The sequence below is a fragment of the Mesorhizobium sp. M1E.F.Ca.ET.045.02.1.1 genome (assembly GCF_003952485.1).
Lineage (GTDB): Bacteria > Pseudomonadota > Alphaproteobacteria > Rhizobiales > Rhizobiaceae > Mesorhizobium.
The window spans coordinates 5,323,619-5,344,004 of sequence record NZ_CP034447.1 but is presented as its reverse complement, the minus strand read 5'-3'; the positions used below and the strand labels follow the sequence as shown (position 1 = coordinate 5,344,004).

The following is a 20,386-nucleotide window of genomic DNA, read 5'->3' as shown; positions in this document are numbered from 1 at the left end:
GGCGAGTGGAATCCGCTTGCCCCTCTGTCTTGCCGCTTGAGACCGGCTTCGCTACACCGGACGACAGATCGCAATCCGGAGCACCCGCCATGGCCGAAGCCTACGATCCCGGCAACATCTTTGCGAAAATCCTGCGCGGCGAGATCCCCTCGCATCGCATCTATGAGGACGATACGGTCGTCGCCTTCATGGACGTGATGCCGCAAGGGGTCGGCCACACGCTAGTGCTGCCGAAGGCGCCGTCGCGCAATATTCTCGACGCCGATCCGGCAACGTTCGGTCCGCTGTTTGCCGTTGTGCAGAAAGTGGCGGTAGCGGTGAAAAAGGCTTTCGACGCCGACGGCGTCACGCTGATGCAGTTCAACGAGCCGGCCTCCGGGCAGACAGTCTACCACCTTCATGTCCATGTCATCCCGCGCTTCGAGGGCGTGCCGCTCAAGCCGCATTCCGGGCAGATGGAGAAGCCGGAGGTGCTGGCCGAGAACGCCGGCAAGATCCGGGCGGCGCTTGGCGGCTGATCCTGCGGCGGGTTCAGGCGGCCCGCATTTGCGCCAGTCTCTGGAAGGCTGTCGGCTCCGGTCCTGCGATGAGCCGCTGCCGGATCGCCTCGGCGCACGCTTCCGGGCCTAGCTGCGAGGTATCGATTTCCAGGTCGTAGATGCCGGGCCTGTGGACCTCTTCCTGCCACAGGCGCACGGGCCAAGGCATCGGATCCTCGTCCGATCCGGCCACGTAAATTCCGTCCGCCGCGCCGGCGGCGCGCCTTTGCAGGATCGCCTCGATCGGGCAGCGGACGCCGACGAACAGGACCGGCAGGCCGGCCAGGCGCTTGGCGCAGTCGGGAAGGACGTTGAGCGACCTCGAATAGGCATCGTGGTGCCCGACATCGGTGACGACATTCAGCCCCTGGCGACTGTGCGCCACGATGGAGTCGTAAAGCGCGGCGTAAAGGCGCGGCACGAAAACCTCGAGGTCGGGGCGTTCGCCGCCGGGGCGCAGGCCGATGCCCGGACGCAATCGCGGCGGAGTGATTTGCGCATAGGCGTCGACGCCGAGATTGACCCAAACGCCATCGAGCATCTCCTGAATGGCGGCGGCAATGCTCGACTTTCCGGATCGCGGCGCGCCGTTGAGAATGATGATTTGTCCGGCAGTCACGCGTCGGTTCCTTCAACGAAAAAAGCCCCGTCGCCGGGGCTTTTTTTGGCTTATGAGCGGTCAGCCCTTGCGGGGCAGTTGCGGGACGAGGCTGCGCTTGCCGCCGTCCTTGCCCTTCGGCTCCGGCTTCTGCGCCGCAGCCTTCTTGGCAACTGGCTTCTTCGCCGCCGCCTTCCTCGCCTTCGGCGAGTCCTCCGGCTCTTCCTTCTTCGGCTTCACCGGCGCTTCGTCGGCGAGCGATTCGAGCTTCAGGCCGGTCTCGCCGGTTTCCTTCTTCTCCACGGTCACCCGCACCGTGCCGCCCTTCTTCAACTTGCCGAACAGCACCTCGTCGGCCAGCGGCTTCTTGATGTGCTCCTGGATGACGCGGCCGAGCGGACGCGCGCCCATGCGTTCGTCATAGCCCTTGTCGGCAAGCCAGGCGATCGCATCCGGCGACAGGTCGAAAGTGACGCCGCGCTCGGAGAGTTGCGCCTCGAGCTGCATGACGAACTTCTGCACCACCTGATGGATCACCGGCACCGGCAGCGAGCCGAACGGGATGATCGCGTCGAGACGGTTGCGGAACTCCGGCGTGAACAGCCGGTTGATGGCCTCGACGTCGTCGCCTTCGCGCTTGGTCGAGCCGAAGCCGATCGCCGCGCGCTGAGCGTCAGAGGCGCCCGCATTGGTCGTCATGATCAGGATGACGTTGCGGAAGTCGATCTGCTTGCCGTTGTGATCGGTCAGCTTGCCGTGGTCCATCACCTGCAACAGGATGTTGAACAGGTCCGGATGCGCCTTCTCGACTTCGTCGAGCAAAAGCACGCAATGCGGATGCTGGTCGACACCATCGGTCAACAGGCCGCCCTGGTCGAAGCCGACATAGCCGGGAGGCGCGCCGATCAGCCGCGAGACGGTGTGGCGCTCCATGTATTCCGACATATCGAAGCGGATCAGCTCGACGCCGAGCGAGGCCGCGAGCTGCTTGGCCACTTCGGTCTTGCCGACGCCGGTGGGCCCCGAGAACAGGTAGGAGCCGATCGGCTTCTCCGGCTCGCGCAGGCCGGCCCGCGCCAGCTTGATCGCCGACGTCAGCGCGGTGATGGCGGTGTCCTGGCCGTAGACCACGCGCTTGAGCTCGACGTCGAGACCCTGCAGCACCTTCTCGTCGTCGGCCGAAACCGTCTTCGGCGGAATGCGGGCCATGGTGGCGATCGTTGCCTCGATCTCCTTGATGCCGATCGTCTTCTTGCGCTTGGCCTCCGGCACCAGCATCTGCGAGGCGCCGGTCTCGTCGATCACGTCGATCGCCTTGTCCGGCAGCTTGCGGTCGTTGATGTAGCGCGCCGAGAGCTCGACCGAAGCCTTGATCGCCTCGCTCGTGTAGCGGACCTTGTGGAACTCCTCGAAATAGGGCTTCAGGCCCTTCATGATCTCGATGGCGTCCTCGATGGTCGGCTCGTTGACATCGATCTTCTGGAAGCGCCGCACCAGCGCGCGGTCCTTCTCGAAGAACTGGCGGAACTCCTTGTAGGTGGTCGAGCCGATGCAGCGGATCGCGCCGGACGAGAGCGCCGGCTTCAACAGGTTCGACGCATCCATCGCGCCGCCGGAGGTAGCCCCTGCCCCGATCACGGTGTGGATCTCGTCGATGAACAACACCGCGCCGGGATAGTCCTCGAGCTCCTTGACGACCTGCTTCAGCCGCTCCTCGAAGTCGCCGCGATAGCGGGTGCCGGCGAGCAGCGTGCCCATGTCGAGCGCGAAGATGGTGGCGTCCTGCAGCACCTCGGGCACGTCGCCCTCGACGATGCGCTTGGCAAGGCCCTCGGCGATCGCCGTCTTGCCGACGCCGGGGTCGCCGACATAGAGCGGGTTGTTCTTGGAGCGGCGGCACAGCACCTGAATGGTGCGGTTGATCTCGCTCTCGCGGCCGATCAGCGGATCGATCTTGCCGGCCTTGGCCTTGTTGTTGAGGTTGATGCAATAGGCCGTCAGCGCGTCCTGCGGCTTCTTCTTGCCGCCGTCCTCCTGCGGCTCGGCGCCGTTCTGGCCGCCCTGTTCGTCCTCCGCGCCACGCGGCGTGCGCGACTCCGAGGCGCCGGGGCGCTTGGCGATGCCGTGCGAGATGTAGTTGACCGCGTCGTAGCGGGTCATCTGCTGTTCCTGCAGGAAATAGGCGGCGTGGCTCTCGCGCTCGGCGAAGATGGCGACGAGCACATTGGCGCCGGACACTTCCTCGCGGCCGGACGACTGCACATGGATGACGGCGCGCTGGATGACGCGCTGGAACCCGGCGGTCGGCTTGGAATCCTCGTCGTAACCGGTGACGAGATTGTCGAGCTCGGTATCGATATAGGTGAGAACGGTGTGCTTCAGCTCGTCGAGATCGACGTTGCAGGCGCGCATCACGGCGGCCGCCTCGGTATCGTCGATAAGCGCAAGCAGCAAGTGTTCGAGCGTCGCATATTCATGATGCCGCTCGTTGGCGAATGTCAGCGCCTGATGTAGCGCCTTTTCCAGGCCTTGGGAGAAAGCCGGCATGTTACCTCACTTCTTCTCCATCACGCATTGCAGCGGATGCTGATTCTGTCGGGCGAAATCCATGACCTGAGACACCTTGGTCTCGGCCACCTCGAATGTGTAGACCCCGCACTCGCCCACTCCATGATTGTGAACATGCAGCATGATGCGTGTGGCGGCCTCGCGGTCCTTCTGGAAAAAACGCTCCAGGACGTGAACCACGAACTCCATGGGAGTGTAGTCGTCGTTAAGGATGAGGACCCTGTAGAGGCTGGGCTTCTTGGTCTTGGTTTTGGTGCGCGTGATGACGGCTGTGCCGCGACCGGGATCGTTGCGGTCGCCGTCACTTTGCATTCGCACCACGCCTGCCGTGGCAGTCAAACCGATCGTCACGTAGTCCTGCCTTTTCGAATCCTCATGCGAGTTCAACATGTAGGTCTTCGATGGCCGATTTTAAGCCCTTCTGTTTAGCTGACAATATGGCTAGGTGGGCAAACTTCAGCGATTTTCTCAATCGTGAATGCGGCAGGGCTCAGGCAGTTGCAGTCACGCATAAAAAAAACCCGGCCGCGCTTCCGCGACCGGGTCCTTTTGGCAGGCCGGTTGGCCTAATCGGGTATGATCGGGCGAAATTACTTCGCCTTGGCGACGACCGATTCGAACGGCTTGTAGGCTTCCTTGGCGAGCTCGGCATAGAGATTGCCGATCTTGCTGGCCTCGGCCACGAAGCTCTCGTAGCTCTGCTTGGCGTAGTCGGTCTGGATCTCGATGGCCTTCTCGATCGACTTGGCCGAGAACAGTTTCTCGACGGCGGCGCTGCCGGCCTCGAAGCTCTTCTTGGTGTATTCGCCGGCCTCGGTGGCGATTGCCTGCGCGCCCTTGGTGAGCGAGGCAAAGCTCTTCAGTCCGTTGTCGGCAAACTCCTTGCCGTATTTCGTGAAGTCCTCATAGGTCTGGGTCATTTCACACTTCCCTTGGTTGAAACGCCCATTTGCCCCGGGCGCCCTTGTGCAATGCACCTCAATATATTGTGCATTGCACAAAAGTCAAGATTCCCTTGATCCGCAAGGGGCCCGAAGCGCAGCAACCGCTAAAATTCGAATAAACAGAGGCTCAAATCGCCAGAAAATGGTGAACGCGGCGGTTACCATAAACGGATTGGTAACGCTGGCCGCGATAGCTTGGCCGGAAGCGAGGCAGGCACTCCCTCTGCCGCCTCCGGGGCAACGAAAATTCAGGGTAAGCAGCGGTGCGTCAGGCATTGTCGGGGTTCGTCTCCAAATCTTCATTCTCCATCAAGGCAGTCATGATCGCCGCGCTTGCGGTGACGATCGTCGCCGCCGATGCCGCATCGGCTCTTGCCGCAAAGTCCGCGGCCATCGTCGTCGACGCCAAGACCGGCAAGGTGCTCTATTCGGCCGACGCCAACGGCCGGCGCTATCCGGCTTCGCTCACCAAGATGATGACGCTCTACCTCACCTTCGAAGCACTGGCGAAGGGCAGGATCAGCAAGAACACGCCGGTGCCGTACTCGGCGCATGCCGCGTCCGAGCCGCCGACCAAGCTCGGCGTGCGCGCCGGCGGCTCGGTTCCGGTCGAGACGGCGATCCTGTCGATGGTGACCAAGTCGGCCAACGACTCGGCGACCGCTCTGGGCGAACTCTTGGGCGGCAGCGAAGACAATTTCGCCCGCATGATGACGGCCAAGGCACGCCAGCTCGGCATGAACGGCACCGTCTTCCGCAACGCCAACGGCCTGCCCGACCCCGGTCAGTTCACCACGGCGCACGACATGGCGATGCTGGGCATCGCGCTCAGGGAGCACTTCCCGCAGTATTACGGCTATTTCTCGCAGCGCTCGTTCCTCTACGGCCGCCAGCGCATCAACGGCCACAACCGCCTGCTCGGCCGCATCAAGGGCGTGGACGGGATCAAGACGGGTTACACGCGCGCTTCCGGTTACAACCTGGTCTCCTCCGTTGCCGACGGCGATCGCCGCCTCGTCGCCGTGGTAATGGGTGGCGCTTCCGGCCGCAGCCGCGACAACCAGATGGCCTCGCTGATCAACACCTATCTGCCGCGCACCTCGACCCGCGGCGGCGGCAATCTGATCGCCAAGGCGGGTGGCGACAATCCGATCAAGGCTTTGGCCAAGGTCTTCCTGCCGAGGCATGACGCGCCGACCCCGGATGAAAAGCCGGCTGTCGAAGACACCGAAGTCGCGTCGGCCGACGACAATGCGCCGGCCGCCGAGGAAACCAGGCCAGTGATCCAGGTCAGGAAGGTGAAGACGGTTGCCGTGGCAGCCATGGCTCCGGCACCCGTGCCCCAGGAAACCAAATCGCAGACCGAAACCCCATCACAGACCGAAAGCACATCGCAGACCGTCGCCGCCTACGCCGAACCGGCGCCCGCGGCCGCGCCAGCCGTCGATCCGGTCAAGACTTCGTCCGTGCCGTCGGGATGGGTGGTGCAGGTCGCCTCCTCGCCGACGCAGTCAGGGGCTCAGGCCCTGCTGAACAAGACAAGCAAGCAGGCGCCGAAGATCCTGGCGGATGCCTCGGGCTTCACGGTCGCGTTCGACAAGGATGGCGTCACCTACTACCGCGCCCGTTTCGGCGGGTTCGGCTCGAAGGACGCAGCCTGGAAGGCCTGCGATGCCCTGAAGCGAAAGAAGATCTCGTGCTACGCCGTCCAGCAATAGGCGGCTTTTGAAACTCCTGGAAAGTTCAGCGTCGAAGGAGACTAGTCGTGATTGGAGAGCAAGACGTCCTTGGCTTCATTGATTCGCGCCGCCAGGACAGACGTGCCGCCGACATCGGCGTTCAGGCGCTGCATCAGGCGGCGGTGCGCCTTGCGGATATCCGCCGCGGCAGCCCCCGCTTCAAGACCAAGGATCTTGTAGGCCTCCTCCTTAGTCATGGCGCCCGCACCTGGCGCAATACGCAGCCCTTCGCCACTGTCCGGCTGCGCGTCCTTGCGCCAGATGGGAAAACGGCCGTCAAGATACGTCTCTAGGAGCTGGCGGCTCTCCGGATCGGGTCGCAGTTCCGCATGGAGTTGCTGCAGGTCCGCGATCCCCATCGCGCCCAGCATTTTGCCCTCATAATGGCCGGCCAGGACGAGACCCTCCAGTTTGCCGCTGTCGTGGTCGACGTCCATTTCGAGAGCCGCGGTGCGCACGGTCGAGCGTTTTGCCGCGGCAGCCTCCGGCGGTGGCCGTCTCGCTCGCAGCCACGCATACCAGCCGGCCGCCGCAACAATGAGCAGGCCGCCGATGCTGCTGCGGCCGACGACGAGCATCGTCGCGCCGAACACCCCCAACAGCGCAGGTCCGAGTGTTCTAAGACTGTCCGCCATCCTGGCGGCATCGGCGCGCACGAAGATTGTCGCGACGCCGAAAAGCACCAGAAGCAAAGCCGCCAATGCGATGATCACGCCCATCGGTTTGCACCGCCATGCAGATGTTTGTGCATGGAAATCAAGATGTGGCGCAGGTGCGGCTCTTGCAAGTCCCACACCGATCCAGCCGAGGGGCCAGCGACGGAAACGACTGGTTTAACTTGGATTAAAGCAGCCCCAGTTCGGCGAGTTCCAGCCGCAATTTCGGCGGCATCTCGGCCAATGCAGCCTTGCCCCTGCCGAGATCGACCGGGGCATCGGAAGGTTTGAGATAACGCCAGCCCTGGAAGGCACGGCGAGGCTGCCAGTCGGTGCGCACCACCTCGGGATCGAGCACCAGATGGCAGCGGCCGATGCCTTCGTCGTCGACAAAGGGCCGGATCTCGGTGATCAACTGCCGGCACTGCACATTGCCCTTGATCACCCAGTAGAGCGAGCCGCCGTCGATGATCTCGTCGCCTCGCGTCGGCACCATGCGGGTGGTGTGCCAGTGCTCGGCGGGCTCGCCGGCGCGGCGCCGCTCGTCGAGGCGGAAGGCAATCCACTCCTCCAGATCCTCGACGCTGTCGCAGCCGACACAGAGCTTGATGAGATTGAGTGACATGCCCCAAGATTTAGCCAGGCAGACCAGAGCGTCAATGTCCTGAGCGAGTTCTCCACAGTGCCGGTTCGTGGGCCAGTCCCCTCAGCACTCGACGACGTTTACCGCCAGCCCGCCGAGACTGGTCTCTTTGTACTTCTCGTTCATGTCGAGGCCGGTCTGGCGCATGGTCTCGATCGCCGCGTCGAGCGGCACGAAATGCGTGCCATCGCCCTTGATGGCGAGCGAAGCGGCGGTGACCGCCTTGACCGCGCCCAGCGCATTGCGCTCGATGCAGGGCACCTGCACCAGGCCGCCGACCGGATCGCAGGTCATGCCGAGATGATGCTCCAGCGCGATCTCGGCGGCGTTCTCCACCTGCTCCGGCGTGCCGCCCATCACCGCGCATAGGCCCGCCGCAGCCATCGCCGAGGCCGAACCCACCTCGCCCTGGCAGCCGACCTCGGCGCCGGAGATCGAGGCGTTGGACTTGATGATGCCGCCGACGGCGGCCGCGGTGAGCAGGAAGTCGCGAATGCTCGGCTGGTCGGCCTCGGGATGAAAATGCAGCCAGTAGCGCAGCACCGCAGGCAGCGTGCCGGCAGCACCATTGGTCGGCGCGGTCACCACGCGTCCGCCGGCGGCGTTCTCCTCGTTGACCGCCATGGCATAGATCGACAGCCAGTCATTGGCGAGCAGGGGATTGGGCCGGTTCTGCTGCCACTGCTCCTGCAGCTTGTCGTGCAGCTGGCGCGCGCGGCGGCGCACCTTCAGCCCGCCCGGCATGATGCCGTCCTGCGACAGGCCGCGGTCGATGCAGCCCTTCATGGCGCTCCAGATCGCGTCGAGGCCGGCGTCTAGCTCCTCGCGCGGCATGTGCTTCTCCTCGTTGGCGCGCTTCATCTCGGCGATGGAAAGCCCGCTCTTGGCCGCCATCGCCAGCATCTCGACGGCGTTCTTGAACGGATAAGGCACTTTCTTGCCCTCGGTCGTCACGGAGCCCTTGGCCTTCATGCGCTGCAATTCTTCCTCGGAAACGACGAAGCCGCCGCCGATCGAATAATAGATGCGCTTCAACAGCAGCCGGTCGGATGCGTCATAGGCGTAGAAAGCCATGCCGTTGGCGTGGCCGGTCAGTGGCGTCTTGCGGTCGAGCACAAGATCCTTGGCCGGATCGAAGCGATAGATCGGATGTCCAGGCGGCGAAATCCGCTTCTCCGCGCCGATGCGGGCGACGATGCCGTCCGCTTCGTCCGGATCGACCGTCTGCGGCGTCTCGCCGGCCAGGCCGAGGATGACGGCGCGGTCCGAGCCATGGCCGATGCCGGTATAGGCAAGAGAGCCATGCAGGCTGGCGCCGATCCGGTCGACCTTGACGCCGGCCGGCCGCGGCCAGTCGTCGGCGAGGATTTCGTCGAGGAAGCGGCGCGCGGCCGTCATCGGCCCCATCGTATGCGAGCTCGATGGGCCGATGCCGATCTTGAACAGGTCGAAAACCGAAAGGAACACGCGCCATTATCTCCTGAGGGACGCTCAAGGCTTACATATAGGAATTCCCGTCATGTTTCCGCTGTTTTGCGTGTCGCGGCGCAGCATGTGCCGACCTTGTTTGCTCCGGCAGCGACATAGGTTGCTAGACCGTGATGCCGTGATTAATCTGCGCAATGCGCCACGCCGGCGGCGTCAGTGTCTCGTTTGTCACTTGCCGGGGAGGAAGCCATGCTTGCGTTGGATGCCAGACCGGAACCGGTGGGCATCGTGCCCGTCCAGACAGCCATTATCGTGGTCGACATGCAGAACGCCTTCGCTTCGGCAGGCGGCATGTTCGACTTGGCAGGATTCGACATATCTGGTGCAGCGCCAGCCGTTGAAGCCACCAAGCGCCTCCTTGCTGCAGCTCGGCGCGCCGGCCTGGCGGTGATCTATCTGCAGATGTCCTACAAGCCCGATCTCAGCGATGCGGGCGGCCCCTCCTCACCGAACTATCACAAGGAACTTGGGATGGTCCTGATGCGCGGGCGACCCGAACTTCGCGGCAAGCTGCTGATCGACAACAGCTGGGATTGGCAGATCGTCGACGCGCTGAAACCCGAGCAAGGCGACCATGTCGTCCGCAAATCCCGCTACAGCGGATTTTGCAACACCGGACTGGAAGCATATTTGCGAGCCCGCAATATTCGCCATCTGCTGTTCACCGGGGTTGCGACCAATGTCTGCGTCGATGCAACTGCGCGTGATGCCTACTTGCTGGAATTCTGGCCGATCCTGGTCGAGGACGCGATGAACCATTCCGGCCCGGACTTCAACCGCCAGTCGACGCTGTGGAATTTCGAAAACGCGTTCGGATGGATTACCAGAACCGACACGGTCGTCGACGTCTTGCGAATGGCAGCTGCGGCGCCCTTGCCGGCATAAGCGGACCGGCGAACCGGCCGCGTTGCTTGTGGTAAAAGGGACGTATGGGCGATTCCATCCACCTTTCGACGGCCGATCTGGCGGCGCTGGCCTTCTTCCTGGTCGTCTGGGTGCTGCACACGCTCGCCTCGGACGGCAAGCTCGTCAGCCGGGTGTCGCTGACGACGGCGATGAACGCCCAGCGCGAGGCCTGGATGCGCAACATGGCCGAGCGCGAGGTGCGCATCGTCGACACCGCCATCATGAACGGCCTGCAGCAAGGCACCGCCTTTTTCGCCTCGAGCTCGCTGATCGCGCTCGGCGGCTGCTTCGCCCTGCTCGGGGCTTCCGACCGCGTGCTCCAGGTGCTGGCCGAGCTGCCGTTCGGCGCGGCCTCGTCACACGAAGCCTTCCAGACCAAGGTGTTCGGACTGGTGCTGATCCTCGCCTTCGCCTTCTTCAAGTTCGGCTGGGCCTACCGGCTCTTCAACTATTGCTCGATCCTCATCGGGGCGGTGCCGATCCTGCATGGCGAGGCCTCGCGCAACCCCCTCAGCGAAACGGCGGTATGGCGGGCGACGCGCATGAACGTGCTCGCCGGCAAGCATTTCAACTCCGGCCTGCGCGCCGTTTTCTTCTCGATCGGCTATCTCGGCTGGTTCGTCGACCCGGTCGTCTTTGTGCTCTCGACGCTGGTGCTTCTGGCGGTGCTGGTGCGCCGGCAGTTCTACTCGGCCGCGCGCCAGGCAGTGCTCGGTCAGCCGCCCGGCCCGGGAAAAGGCTGATCGATGCGGCCGGCGAGCCAGTAGGCGATGAGCCCGACCCATTCACGGACCGCTTTGGTGGTGATTTCCAGATTGTCGCCGGGACTTGTGCGGTAGAGGCGTTCTTTGCCCGTGGTCCAATAGTCGACAGGCCAGGGAATGGTAGGAAAGCCGGCCTTGTCGAACAGCGCCTTGGCGCGCGGCATGTGAAAAGCCGACGTGACGAGCAGCCAGGTCTCGCCCGGTTTCGGCATCACCAGCCTCTTGGTGAAGACGGCATTCTCGTAAGTGGTGCGTGATTTGTTCTCCAGGACTAGGCGGTCTGCGCCCACCCCGAGCGCTGTGAGCAGGCGCGGCGCGGCGTCCGCATCGCCCTCGCCTTCGCCGAGCATTTCGAGCGGACCGCCGGTGACGACGACTTTCGCTGTCGGGAATCGCCGAGCCAGCATCGCCGCCTCGACGAGGCGGTCTCCGCTGGCATTCAATTCATAGCCGCCGCGCACGATATTGACCGCACCGTCCATGGCGCCTCCCAGCACGACGATACCGTCAACCTTTGCCGGAAGCGGAGGTCTTGGGAAGCGCTCTTCCAGGGGATTGAGCATCATGACGCCAATCGACGACCATGTCGAAAGCGCAAGGATGACAAAGGCAAGAACGCTGCCGGAGGCTGCCAATCGCCGCCGGCCGAAGATGCCGGCAACCAAGCCTGCCAGCAGCAGGAAGATCGCCAGGTTGAGCGGCCTGGCGACAAACCAGAAGAGCTTCGAGAGGAAGAAGAACATCACTCACCCGCTGGGCCGGCATGGACCCCGATGACTGAGCCTACCACCACTTCTCCGGCTGGAACTTGCCCGCCGCCTGTTCGATGACATGCGCCGTCTGGAACAGCGTTTCCTCGTCGAACGGCCGGCCGATGAGTTGCAGGCCGAGCGGCAGGGCCTTGCCGTCCAGGCCGGCGGGCACGGAAATGCCCGGCAGGCCGGCCATGTTCACAGTCACCGTGAAGATGTCGTTGAGGTACATCTTCACCGGATCGGAAGCCATGTCCTCGTCGGCGATGCCGAAGGCGGCCGACGGTGTCGCCGGCGTCAGGATGACATCGACACCGGCGGCAAAGACGTTCTCGAAGTCGCGCTTGATCAGCGTGCGCACCTTCTGCGCCTGCAGGTAATAGGCGTCGTAGTAACCGGCCGACAGCACGTAGGTGCCGATCATGATGCGGCGCTTGACCTCACGGCCGAAGCCGGCGGCGCGCGACTTCTCGTACATCTCGACAATGTCCTTGCCGGGCACGCGCAACCCGTAGCGCACGCCGTCATAGCGGGCGAGGTTGGACGAGGCTTCGGCGGGCGCCACGATGTAATAGGCCGGCAGCGCGTATTTGGTGTGCGGCAGCGAGATGTCGACGATCTCGGCGCCGGCATCCTTCAGCCAGGCAATGCCTTTCTGCCAGAGCGCCTCGATGTCTTGCGGCATGCCGTCGACGCGGTATTCCTTCGGAATGCCGACCTTCATGCCCTTGATCGGCTTGCCGATCACCGCTTCGTAGTCAGGCACCGGCCGGTCGACCGAGGTCGTGTCCTTCGGGTCGGAGGAGGCCATCGACTTCAACAGGATGGCGGCGTCGCGCACGTCGCGCGCGATCGGACCCGCCTGGTCGAGCGAGGAGGCGAAGGCGACCACGCCCCAGCGCGAGCAGCGGCCATAGGTCGGCTTGATGCCGACCGTGCCGGTGAAGGCGGCGGGCTGGCGGATCGAACCGCCGGTGTCGGTCGCGGTGGCGCCCGCGCAGAGGAAGGCCGCGACGGCCGAGGCCGATCCGCCGGACGAGCCGCCCGGCACCAGCTGGGCGTTATCCAGGGTCCGCGCGGTTTTCGCGCCGCCGGCCGAGACGAAGCCGCCGTCACCCTGATGCGTCGTCGGCATCACCACCGTGTCGAGGCGCGAGCGCCGCCATGGATTGATGACCGGACCGTAATAGGAGGTTTCGTTGGACGAGCCCATGGCGAACTCGTCCATGTTGAGCTTGCCGAGCATGACGGCGCCGTCGGCCCAGAGATTGCTGGTCACGGTCGATTCGTAGTGTGGCTTGAAGCCGTCCAGCACATGGCTGCAGGCCTGGGTGTGGACGCCTTCGGTGGCGAACAGATCCTTGATACCGAGCGGAATGCCTTCCAGCGCCCCGCCCTCGCCTTTCGCGAGCTTGGCATCGGAGCCCTTGGCCATGTCGCGCGCCTTGTCGGCGGTGACGGCAATATAGGCATTGAGCACCGGATTGGCGCGCTCGATCGCCGAGAGATAGGCTTCCGTGATCTCGGCAGCCGAGATCTCCTTGCCGCGCAGCTTGGCGCGGGCCTCGGAAATGGTGAGATGTGTGAGGTCGCTCATCAGGCAAGGCTCTTTTCGTAAAACACCGACCACTCGGAGTCGGGATAATCCAGCACCGGGCCGCAACGCGAAAAACCGGCGCGCTCATAGACGGTCCAAGCGGCGGGATGGCGGTCGCCGGTCTCCAGAACCAGGCGCTTCAGCCCTTCCTGCCGCGCCAGCGCCTCGACCCGCGCGACGATCTCAGCGCCGATCTTGCGGCCGCGATGCGAGGGCCGCGTATACATGCGCTTGACCTCGCCGGTCGCCCCGCCATGGCGCTTCAGCGCGCCGCAGCCGACGGCAAGACCACCGTCGCGGGCGATGAACACGGTCGTGTCATGGCCAGCCATCTGCTCGACGGTCAGGTGATAGCAATGTTCCGGCGGCGTCAGTTCGAGCAGCGCCGCGTTGAGCTCCGCGATCAGCGCGCGCACCTCGTCCTGCAAGGGCGTCTCGACGGCGATCTCGACGGCCATCGTGCCCTACTCCACGACCTTGGGAACGAGGAAGAAATTCTCGTCCGTAGCCGGCGCGTTGGCGACGATGTCGGCCGCCTTGCTGCCGTCGGTGACGACGTCCTGGCGCTTCTTCATCTCCATCGGCGTGACCGAGGTCATCGGCTCGACGCCGGACACATCGACCTCGTTCAGTTGCTCGACGAAGCCGAGGATGGCGTTCAGTTCGCCTGTCATGCGTTCGGCGTCCTCCTCGCTCACCGCAATACGGGCAAGGTGCGCGACGCGCTTCACGGTCTGAAGATCAACGGACATATCTATCGCCTCGGGAAAACCAGTGCGGGCTATAGCGGCGCGGCGCTTGCGGCGCAATATCGATCATGTTGAACCGAGTGGACTGCGGACCGCTCCGGCGCCTGGAAGAAGGCCGGCTCAGATCGCGATCGGTTTGCCGATCTCCGGCAGCGCCACCTTGACGCCGGAGCCTTCCATGCCGGCCACGAATTTGTCGGCGGTCTGGTCGATGATCGGGAAGGTGCCGAAATGGCAGGGAATGACCGTATCGAAGTTGAAGAAGCGACGGCAGGCAAGGGCCGCCACCGCGCCGCCCATGGTGAAGCGGTCGCCGATCGGCACGATCCCGATCTTCGGCTCATGCAATTCGTTGATCAGCCCCATGTCGGAAAAGATATCGGTGTCGCCCATGTGATAGAGCGTCCTGTCCTGCGGGAAATGCAGCACCAGCCCGCCTGGATTGCCGAGATAGGTGTTGGTGCCGCCCTGGCCGCCGAACGAGGAGGAATGCAGCGCCTGGACGAAGGTGACGGTGAAGGGACCGCAATCGACGGTGCCGCCGATATTGCCGGGATTGATCTTCTTGTCGCTGACGCCCTGGCCGACGAGATACATGCACACTTCGAAATTGGCGACCAGCATGGCGCCGCTCTTGTTCAGCACCTCGATCGAACCGCTGACATGGTCATTATGGCCGTGCGTCAAGAGAACATGCGTCACCCCTTCCGCCGGGCCTTCCCAGCCGCCCGTCCAGGACGGATTGCCGACCAGATACGGATCGATGAGGATATTGGCGTCCTTTGTCTCGATGCGGAATGCCGAATGTCCGTACCAGGTCAGTTTCATGAATGCGTTCCTCGATTTTCTCGTTATCAAAGGATAGAACGCCGACGGCAAATTGAAAGTCCCGCGGCCTGTCAAAAAGCCGCGCGGCGAATCACTGGGGTGGGCCGTTGAGCATCATCAGCATCGAGGAATTGCCGGCCCGGCTCGCGGGCGGCCGCACGCTTGCCGGCCTCGACCTCGGCGACAAGACGATCGGCGTGGCGGTGTCGGACCGCGGCCTGTCCTTTGCCCATCCGCGCCCGGTCATCCTGCGCAAGAAGTTTTCGCTCGATGCCGCCCAGTTGCTGGCTCAGCTCGAGAAGGACAATGTCGGCGCGATCGTGCTCGGCCTTCCCGTCAACATGGACGGGTCGGAAGGGCCGCGCGCGCAAAAATCCCGCGCCTTCGCGCGCAACATGGCGACCTTGTCCGACCTGCCTTTTGTACTCTGGGACGAGCGGCTGTCGACGGTCGCCGCTGAAAGAACGCTGATCGAGATGGATTTCTCGCGCAAGAAGCGCGCCGGCAAGATCGATTCGGCGGCCGCCGCCTTTATTCTGCAGGGAGCGTTGGACCGGCTTCAGTCGCTCGGCCGATCCGCTCCGGACTGACCGGGCCGTCTCGGCGCTGACTGATCCACTCGGCGATCTGGCGCCGGCGGCGGAATGCCACCAGTCCGAGCAGCAGGAAAGTGTCGAACACGCAGGCCCGCGCGACCATGCCCGGGATGATCGCCGGATCGATGCCGAGCATCTGGCCGTAAATCTGGAAGACCAGGTCATGCAACTGGCGGCTGAGCATGACGTAGCCGAAATTGAGGTCGTTGAGCGACAGGAAGAACCAGCCCCAGAAAAGGACCAGCGGAGCAGCCCAGAATGCGAACAGCGTGCGCATCAGCGGCGACCTCCCGGCCTGGTTTCCGGGTGACTGGAGATGCGGGACAGCAGCGAACTGTGCGCGGCGCCCGTTGCGATGCGATGAGCAGCCAGGCGGGCCTCGTTCTCGTGCATGGCCGAGCGTCGCTCGGCGAGCACTGCGACATAAGAGGCAAGCAGCGCCGTCATCTGGACGGCGACCACCATGAACAGCCCGTTGATGCCTTGCGCGGCGCCACCCACGAGGATGATCGACAGCAGGAAAGAGGCAAAGATGAAGGCGATCCGCACCACTGCGTCGCCGGCATCCGGCCTTGTCGCGATGTTGAGCAGCGTTTCGACGAAAGCCCAGCAGAACAGCAGCGCGACAATCAGCAGCGCGATCGAAAGCGGCGCGACGACGAGGGCCTGATCGAGACCCGGAAAGCGGCTGCTTTGCACAGATACGCCAAGCACGCCGAGCGCCGACGCGATGCCGCGATCGCCATCCATGCAGATATAGGCCAGCAGGGCGAAAACGACCGCCCAGTGCAAGGCCAGAAATGATGTCAACACGTGCCGCATGCGCTTCCTGCCTGGCGGAGCACGGGCTCATGGTTAACACTTCCCTACTCCGGTGGACAGAGTGGTCTCTGTAAGGGCTCCCCGCAACGGAAACCATTTGTTAGGGTTAACGGCCATCCACAGGCCGGCGATGGCGCGGCTTGTCGGGGCTGTTCAGGTCAGCGGTGGATAGAGCGTGTCGATGATCATGCGCGCGTCATGGCGCGAATCGAGCATGCCGTAGGTGGTTCGCCACTGGCCGCCGAGCCGAGTTTCGACGAAGGCGTCGGCAATCCGCCCTGCCCCCAGCCTGCGCAGCTCCGCCGCCGCCGCCGACAGCGCCAGTTGCTCGGTGAGCAGGCGCGCCGAGCCCTCATCGGTCGAAGCGACCTGCATCGCCGCTTTGAGCACGCCGATGGTGCCGCGCCCGCCGGTGCCGAGATCGCGGTCGATGCCGGCCAGCACCTCCTCGAACAGGGCGGGCGCGCGGCCGAGCACGCGCAGCACGTCGAGCGCCATGACATTGCCCGAGCCTTCCCAGATCGCGTTGACCGGGGCCTCGCGATAGTAACGGGCGAGCGGCGCTTCCTCGACATAGCCGTTGCCGCCGAGGCACTCCATGGCCTCGTAAAGCAGCGGCGGCGCGATCTTGCAGACCCAGTATTTGACCACCGGCGTCATGGCGCGGGCAAAGGCCGCCTCGCCGCGATCGCTTGCCGCCTCGTCGAAGGAGCGCGCGAGCCGGAACGACAGCGCGGTGGCGGCGGCGACGTCGAGCGCCATGTCGGCCAGCACCCGCTGCATCAGCGGCTGGTCGACCAAATTGGCGCCGAACACCTGGCGATAGCGGGAGTGGTGGACGGCCTCGGCCAACCCTGCCCGCATGATAGCCGAAGACGCTACGGCGCAGTCGAGCCGGGTCAGCGTCACCATATCCATGATCGTCTTGACGCCGGCGCCGGGCTCGCCGACCATCTCGCCGATGGCGTTGACGAACTCGACTTCCGACGAGGCGTTGGAGCGGTTGCCGAGCTTGTCCTTGAGGCGTTGGAAGCGAAATCCGTTGCTGGAGCCATCACCCAGGATGCGTGGAACGAGGAAGCAGGATAGGCCCTCCGGCGCCTGGGCTAGCGCCAGGAAAGCATCCGACATCGGCGCCGACATGAACCATTTGTGCCCGGCGAGCCGATAGAAGCCACTGCCGATGCGTTCGGCCTTGGTGACATTGGCGCGTACATCGGTGCCGCCCTGCTTTTCGGTCATGCCCATGCCGAGCGTAAGCCCGGTCTTTTCAACCGGCGGCTTCTGGCTCTGGTCGTATTTGCGCGTCGTCACGCGCGGCGCCCATTCGCGGAACAGTTTCGGGCTCGCCATCAGCGCCGCCAGCGAGGCGCTGGTCATGGTGATGGGGCAAAGATGCCCGGTCTCCAATTCAGCGGTCAGGTAGAAGCGCGCCGCCCTCACCTGATGGCGGCGGCCGATCTCGGCGTCGCCATTTTCCCAAACCGAGGAATGCAGCCCGTTGGCCACTGAGCGCCGCATGAGCGCATGGTAGGCGGGATGGAATTCGACGAGGTCGATGCGCCGCCCCTGGCGGTCATGCGTCCTGAGTTTTGGCGTGTCCACATTGGCGAGGCGGGCGAGTTCCTGCGCCTCCTGCGTCATGACGAACCGGCCAAGCGCGTCGAGATCCTTGCGCACCGGATCGGAAAAGCGCTCGGCAAGCTGGATGAGCAACGGATCGCCCCGCCATGCATTGCCGCCCGTCAGCGGCGGCGGCTGGTTGATCACGTCGTCGGTCACGCCCTGTCCTTACCATCTGAAGGCCGCGGTCGCGAATCCGAAGCCATCGCTGCCTTATAGCCGAAGCCACGCAGCGAAAATACCGGGGAGAAAGCCGGCAATCCCAAGCTGGCGCTTGCGGCCGGCCGGACCGCACCCTATAGCAGCGCCTTGAGATGACCGACGCTTCGTCCCTGCCGCTCTTTCCCCACCGCCATCTTCTGGGCATCCGCGATCTTTCCCCGGCCGATATCGAGCTGCTGCTCGACCGGGCGGACCAGGCCGTGGCGATCTCGCGGCAGCCGGAAAAGAAGACATCGACGCTCCGTGGCCGCACCCAGATCAACCTCTTCTACGAGGCCTCGACCCGCACGCAATCGTCCTTCGAGCTCGCAGGCAAAAGGCTCGGCGCCGACGTCATGAACATGTCGGTGGCGAGTTCCTCGGTGAAGAAGGGCGAGACGCTTATCGACACCGCCATGACGCTCAACGCCATGCGGCCGGATATCCTGATCATCCGCCACCAGTCGGCGGGCGCCGCCGCCCTTCTGGCGCAGAAGGTCGGCTGCTCGGTGGTCAATGCCGGCGACGGCGCGCATGAACATCCAACGCAGGCTTTGCTCGACGCGCTGACCATCCGGCGCGCCAAGGGGCCGCTGTCGAAGCTGATCGTGGTGATCTGCGGCGATATCCTGCATTCGCGCGTCGCCCGCTCCAACATCATGCTCTTGAACGCGCTCGGCGCGCAGGTGCGCGTCGTCGCGCCCTCGACGCTGCTGCCTGCGGGCATTGATAAGATGGGCGTGATCGTGGCGCGCTCGATGGCCGAGGGGCTGAAAGACGCCGACGTGGTGATGATGCTGCGCCTGCAGCGCGAGCGCATGGAAGGCGCCTTCGTGCCGTCGATCCGCGAATATTTCCGCTATTTCGGCCTCGATGCCGAAAAGCTCAAGGCAGCCAAGGGCGATGCGCTGGTCATGCATCCCGGGCCGATGAACCGCGGCGTCGAGATCGCCTCGGAGATCGCTGACGGGCCGCAAAGCGTCATCCAGGAACAGGTCGAGATGGGTGTCGCCGTCCGCATGGCTGTGATGGAAGCCCTGCTCGATCCCCGTCGCAACCATGAGGGCCGCGGCGCATGAGCGTGACCGTCTTCAGCAAGGCGCACATCGTCGATCCCTCGCGCGGGGTCGATGAGATCGGCACCGTCGTCGTCGACGGCCGCAAGATCGCCGCCGCCGGCAAGGCGGCGCTGAACCAGGGCGCGCCCGAAGGCGCCGTGGTCGTAGACTGTGCCGGCATGACGATCATTCCAGGCCTTGTCGATGCCCGCGTGTTCATCGGCGAACCCGGCGGCGAGCATCGCGAGACGATCGCCTCGGCAAGCGTGGCGGCTGCGGTCGGCGGCGTCACCTCCATCGTCATGATGCCCGACACCGATCCGGTGATCGACAATGTCGCTCTGGTCGAATTCGTTCTGCGCACCGCGAGAGACACGGCAAGCGTCAACATCTTCCCGGCGGCGGCCATCACCAAGGGTCTCGAAGGCCGCGAGATGACCGAGTTCGGCCTGCTGCGCGAAGCCGGCGCCGTTGCCTATACCGATGGCCGCCACACGATTGCCAGCGCGCTGGTGATGCGCCGCGCGCTGACCTATGCGCGCGATTTCGGCGGCGTGATCGCGCATGAGATACAGGATGCCGACCTCGCCGCGGCCGGCGTGATGAACGAGGGCCTCTATGCGAGCTGGCTCGGCCTGTCCGGCATCCCGCGTGAGGCCGAACTCATCCCGCTGGAGCGCGACCTGGCGCTCGCGCGGCTGACGGGCGGCGCCTATCACGCAGCCAAGATCTCGACCGCGATGGCGGCTGGAGCCGTCAACCGGGCAAAGACGGACGGCGCCAATGTCACGGCGGGCGTCGCCATCCACAATCTGTCGCTCAACGAGAATGATGTCGGCGAATACCGCACCTTCTTCCGGCTGACGCCGCCGTTGCGCGCCGAGGACGACCGGCTGGCGATGATCGAGGCGATCAAGGACGGCACGATCGACATCATCGTCTCCTCGCACGACCCGCAGGATGTCGACACCAAGCGCCTGCCCTTCGCCGATGCGGCTGCCGGTGCGATCGGGCTGGAGACGCTTCTTGGCGCGGCACTTCGGCTCTACCATAATGGCGACGTCCCGCTGCTTCGGCTGATCGAGACGCTTTCGACCGCGCCGGCAAGATTGTTCGGCCTGCCGGGCGGCACGCTTAAGCCGGGCGCTGCGGCCGATCTCGCCGTGGTCGATCTCGACGAGCCGTGGATCGTCAGCGAGAGCGGGCTTCGCTCGCGCTCGAAGAACACCTGTTTCGAAGGCGCGCGCCTGCAGGGCAAGGTCTTGCAAACGATGGTTGCGGGCCGCACAGTGTTTTCAGCCTGAGAGCACAAGAA

The 20,386-nt window shown here is 64.4% G+C and carries 22 protein-coding genes; 7 read left to right on the top strand and 15 right to left on the bottom strand.

Translation table 11 applies throughout. The features are described from left to right. Nucleotides 1-89 precede the first annotated feature (89 nt). The gene (locus EJ070_RS25710; protein WP_126093871.1) at nucleotides 90-518 is read left to right on the top strand and encodes an HIT family protein; all 429 of its coding nucleotides are present in this window, start codon (nucleotides 90-92) and stop codon (nucleotides 516-518) included. A gap of 13 nt (nucleotides 519-531) precedes the next feature. Here the strand turns inward: EJ070_RS25710 and EJ070_RS25705 are convergent, their stop codons facing one another. From EJ070_RS25705 to EJ070_RS25690, 4 genes are all read right to left on the bottom strand, one after another. Next, nucleotides 532-1,158, bottom strand: coding sequence for a chloramphenicol phosphotransferase (locus EJ070_RS25705; protein ID WP_126093870.1), 627 nt, complete (start codon nucleotides 1,156-1,158; stop codon nucleotides 532-534). A gap of 60 nt (nucleotides 1,159-1,218) precedes the next feature. After that, nucleotides 1,219-3,684 (bottom strand): ATP-dependent Clp protease ATP-binding subunit ClpA, encoded by a 2,466-nt coding sequence (clpA, locus tag EJ070_RS25700; RefSeq protein ID WP_126093869.1) that lies wholly within the window; start codon nucleotides 3,682-3,684, stop codon nucleotides 1,219-1,221. Between the two features lie 6 nt (nucleotides 3,685-3,690). Then, entirely contained in the window at nucleotides 3,691-4,017 is a 327-nt protein-coding gene (gene clpS / locus EJ070_RS25695; protein ID WP_040972327.1) for an ATP-dependent Clp protease adapter ClpS, read from the bottom strand. Nucleotides 4,018-4,295: 278 nt separating this feature from the next. After that, nucleotides 4,296-4,625: a phasin family protein gene (locus tag EJ070_RS25690; protein ID WP_126093868.1), complete on the bottom strand. Its 330-nt coding sequence runs from the start codon at nucleotides 4,623-4,625 to the stop codon at nucleotides 4,296-4,298. Between the two features lie 287 nt (nucleotides 4,626-4,912). On the opposite strand from EJ070_RS25690, the gene EJ070_RS25685 reads away from it, so the two are divergent. Continuing rightward, nucleotides 4,913-6,367: a D-alanyl-D-alanine carboxypeptidase gene (locus EJ070_RS25685; protein ID WP_126093867.1), complete on the top strand. Its 1,455-nt coding sequence runs from the start codon at nucleotides 4,913-4,915 to the stop codon at nucleotides 6,365-6,367. Nucleotides 6,368-6,408: 41 nt separating this feature from the next. On the opposite strand, the gene EJ070_RS25680 is transcribed toward EJ070_RS25685, so the two are convergent. From EJ070_RS25680 to EJ070_RS25670, 3 genes are all read right to left on the bottom strand, one after another. Further along, nucleotides 6,409-7,107, bottom strand: coding sequence for a molecular chaperone DnaJ (locus tag EJ070_RS25680; protein ID WP_126093866.1), 699 nt, complete (start codon nucleotides 7,105-7,107; stop codon nucleotides 6,409-6,411). A gap of 124 nt (nucleotides 7,108-7,231) precedes the next feature. Continuing rightward, nucleotides 7,232-7,669, bottom strand: coding sequence for a DUF1489 family protein (locus tag EJ070_RS25675; RefSeq protein WP_126093865.1), 438 nt, complete (start codon nucleotides 7,667-7,669; stop codon nucleotides 7,232-7,234). Between the two features lie 81 nt (nucleotides 7,670-7,750). Further along, nucleotides 7,751-9,154 carry an L-serine ammonia-lyase gene (locus tag EJ070_RS25670; RefSeq protein ID WP_126093864.1) on the bottom strand — a complete coding sequence of 468 codons (1,404 nt, stop codon included), beginning with the start codon at nucleotides 9,152-9,154 and terminating at the stop codon, nucleotides 7,751-7,753. A gap of 210 nt (nucleotides 9,155-9,364) precedes the next feature. Here EJ070_RS25670 and EJ070_RS25665 point away from each other — a divergent pair, with 210 nt between their 5' ends. Together EJ070_RS25665 and EJ070_RS25660 are read left to right on the top strand one after the other, a co-directional pair. Further along, nucleotides 9,365-10,060 carry a cysteine hydrolase gene (locus EJ070_RS25665; protein ID WP_126093863.1) on the top strand — a complete coding sequence of 232 codons (696 nt, stop codon included), beginning with the start codon at nucleotides 9,365-9,367 and terminating at the stop codon, nucleotides 10,058-10,060. 44 nt (nucleotides 10,061-10,104) lie between these two features. Beyond that, nucleotides 10,105-10,824, top strand: a complete 720-nt coding sequence (locus EJ070_RS25660) for a DUF599 domain-containing protein (RefSeq protein WP_126093862.1) — start codon at nucleotides 10,105-10,107, stop codon at nucleotides 10,822-10,824. Here the strand turns inward: EJ070_RS25660 and EJ070_RS25655 are convergent. The 5 genes from EJ070_RS25655 to EJ070_RS25635 all read right to left on the bottom strand — a co-directional run bounded on the left by EJ070_RS25655 (nucleotide 10,797) and on the right by EJ070_RS25635 (nucleotide 14,771). Then, a complete protein-coding gene (locus EJ070_RS25655) occupies nucleotides 10,797-11,588 on the bottom strand; it encodes a YdcF family protein (RefSeq protein ID WP_126093861.1) in 792 nt (263 codons plus the stop codon). The two genes, EJ070_RS25660 and EJ070_RS25655, sit on opposite strands and share 28 nt — an antisense overlap. 40 nt (nucleotides 11,589-11,628) lie before the next feature. Then, nucleotides 11,629-13,194 carry an amidase family protein gene (locus EJ070_RS25650; RefSeq protein WP_126093860.1) on the bottom strand — a complete coding sequence of 522 codons (1,566 nt, stop codon included), beginning with the start codon at nucleotides 13,192-13,194 and terminating at the stop codon, nucleotides 11,629-11,631. Then, the gene (locus EJ070_RS25645) at nucleotides 13,194-13,652 is read right to left on the bottom strand and encodes a GNAT family N-acetyltransferase (protein WP_126093859.1); all 459 of its coding nucleotides are present in this window, start codon (nucleotides 13,650-13,652) and stop codon (nucleotides 13,194-13,196) included. Before EJ070_RS25645 ends, EJ070_RS25650 begins: the two co-directional genes overlap by 1 nt. Before the next feature lie 6 nt (nucleotides 13,653-13,658). Further along, nucleotides 13,659-13,946, bottom strand: a complete 288-nt coding sequence (gatC, locus tag EJ070_RS25640; protein WP_126093858.1) for an Asp-tRNA(Asn)/Glu-tRNA(Gln) amidotransferase subunit GatC — start codon at nucleotides 13,944-13,946, stop codon at nucleotides 13,659-13,661. 117 nt (nucleotides 13,947-14,063) lie between these two features. Next, complete coding sequence (locus EJ070_RS25635; RefSeq protein WP_126093857.1) at nucleotides 14,064-14,771, bottom strand: metal-dependent hydrolase; 708 nt, start codon at nucleotides 14,769-14,771, stop codon at nucleotides 14,064-14,066. Between the two features lie 107 nt (nucleotides 14,772-14,878). Here EJ070_RS25635 and ruvX point away from each other — a divergent pair, with 107 nt between their 5' ends. Beyond that, nucleotides 14,879-15,361 (top strand): Holliday junction resolvase RuvX, encoded by a 483-nt coding sequence (gene ruvX, locus EJ070_RS25630; RefSeq protein WP_126093856.1) that lies wholly within the window; start codon nucleotides 14,879-14,881, stop codon nucleotides 15,359-15,361. On the opposite strand, the gene EJ070_RS25625 is transcribed toward ruvX, so the two are convergent. The 3 genes from EJ070_RS25625 to EJ070_RS25615 all read right to left on the bottom strand — a co-directional run bounded on the left by EJ070_RS25625 (nucleotide 15,303) and on the right by EJ070_RS25615 (nucleotide 17,971). Continuing rightward, complete coding sequence (locus tag EJ070_RS25625) at nucleotides 15,303-15,644, bottom strand: DUF6105 family protein (RefSeq protein WP_126093855.1); 342 nt, start codon at nucleotides 15,642-15,644, stop codon at nucleotides 15,303-15,305. The genes ruvX and EJ070_RS25625 overlap by 59 nt on opposite strands. Continuing rightward, nucleotides 15,644-16,189, bottom strand: a complete 546-nt coding sequence (locus EJ070_RS25620) for a hypothetical protein (protein ID WP_126093854.1) — start codon at nucleotides 16,187-16,189, stop codon at nucleotides 15,644-15,646. The genes EJ070_RS25625 and EJ070_RS25620 overlap by 1 nt, the downstream gene beginning before the upstream one ends. Before the next feature lie 153 nt (nucleotides 16,190-16,342). After that, nucleotides 16,343-17,971 carry a DNA alkylation response protein gene (locus EJ070_RS25615; RefSeq protein ID WP_126093853.1) on the bottom strand — a complete coding sequence of 543 codons (1,629 nt, stop codon included), beginning with the start codon at nucleotides 17,969-17,971 and terminating at the stop codon, nucleotides 16,343-16,345. A 155-nt stretch (nucleotides 17,972-18,126) separates the two neighbouring features. Here EJ070_RS25615 and EJ070_RS25610 point away from each other — a divergent pair, with 155 nt between their 5' ends. After that, on the top strand, nucleotides 18,127-19,092 hold the full coding sequence (locus EJ070_RS25610) for an aspartate carbamoyltransferase catalytic subunit (RefSeq protein ID WP_126093852.1): 966 nt from the start codon (nucleotides 18,127-18,129) through the stop codon (nucleotides 19,090-19,092). Continuing rightward, nucleotides 19,089-20,375: a dihydroorotase gene (locus EJ070_RS25605; RefSeq protein ID WP_126093851.1), complete on the top strand. Its 1,287-nt coding sequence runs from the start codon at nucleotides 19,089-19,091 to the stop codon at nucleotides 20,373-20,375. The genes EJ070_RS25610 and EJ070_RS25605 overlap by 4 nt, the downstream gene beginning before the upstream one ends. The last annotated feature ends 11 nt before the right edge of the window (nucleotides 20,376-20,386 follow it).

What these genes read in the sequence shown, in the direction of transcription:
- EJ070_RS25680 (WP_126093866.1), bottom strand. Translation starts at nt 7,107, where the DNA reads ATGGGCGTGATCATCGCATTGGCGGCTTTGCTTCTGGTGCTTTTCGGC.
- EJ070_RS25605 (WP_126093851.1), top strand. Translation starts at nt 19,089, where the DNA reads ATGAGCGTGACCGTCTTCAGCAAGGCGCACATCGTCGATCCCTCGCGC.
- EJ070_RS25660 (WP_126093862.1), top strand. Translation starts at nt 10,105, where the DNA reads ATGGGCGATTCCATCCACCTTTCGACGGCCGATCTGGCGGCGCTGGCC.
- EJ070_RS25675 (WP_126093865.1), bottom strand. Translation starts at nt 7,669, where the DNA reads ATGTCACTCAATCTCATCAAGCTCTGTGTCGGCTGCGACAGCGTCGAG.
- EJ070_RS25635 (WP_126093857.1), bottom strand. Translation starts at nt 14,771, where the DNA reads ATGAAACTGACCTGGTACGGACATTCGGCATTCCGCATCGAGACAAAG.
- EJ070_RS25650 (WP_126093860.1), bottom strand. Translation starts at nt 13,194, where the DNA reads ATGAGCGACCTCACACATCTCACCATTTCCGAGGCCCGCGCCAAGCTG.
- EJ070_RS25625 (WP_126093855.1), bottom strand. Translation starts at nt 15,644, where the DNA reads ATGCGCACGCTGTTCGCATTCTGGGCTGCTCCGCTGGTCCTTTTCTGG.
- gatC (WP_126093858.1), bottom strand. Translation starts at nt 13,946, where the DNA reads ATGTCCGTTGATCTTCAGACCGTGAAGCGCGTCGCGCACCTTGCCCGT.
- EJ070_RS25690 (WP_126093868.1), bottom strand. Translation starts at nt 4,625, where the DNA reads ATGACCCAGACCTATGAGGACTTCACGAAATACGGCAAGGAGTTTGCC.
- clpA (WP_126093869.1), bottom strand. Translation starts at nt 3,684, where the DNA reads ATGCCGGCTTTCTCCCAAGGCCTGGAAAAGGCGCTACATCAGGCGCTG.
- clpS (WP_040972327.1), bottom strand. Translation starts at nt 4,017, where the DNA reads ATGCAAAGTGACGGCGACCGCAACGATCCCGGTCGCGGCACAGCCGTC.
- EJ070_RS25655 (WP_126093861.1), bottom strand. Translation starts at nt 11,588, where the DNA reads ATGTTCTTCTTCCTCTCGAAGCTCTTCTGGTTTGTCGCCAGGCCGCTC.
- EJ070_RS25665 (WP_126093863.1), top strand. Translation starts at nt 9,365, where the DNA reads ATGCTTGCGTTGGATGCCAGACCGGAACCGGTGGGCATCGTGCCCGTC.
- EJ070_RS25620 (WP_126093854.1), bottom strand. Translation starts at nt 16,189, where the DNA reads ATGCGGCACGTGTTGACATCATTTCTGGCCTTGCACTGGGCGGTCGTT.
- EJ070_RS25645 (WP_126093859.1), bottom strand. Translation starts at nt 13,652, where the DNA reads ATGGCCGTCGAGATCGCCGTCGAGACGCCCTTGCAGGACGAGGTGCGC.
- EJ070_RS25710 (WP_126093871.1), top strand. Translation starts at nt 90, where the DNA reads ATGGCCGAAGCCTACGATCCCGGCAACATCTTTGCGAAAATCCTGCGC.
- EJ070_RS25610 (WP_126093852.1), top strand. Translation starts at nt 18,127, where the DNA reads ATGACCGACGCTTCGTCCCTGCCGCTCTTTCCCCACCGCCATCTTCTG.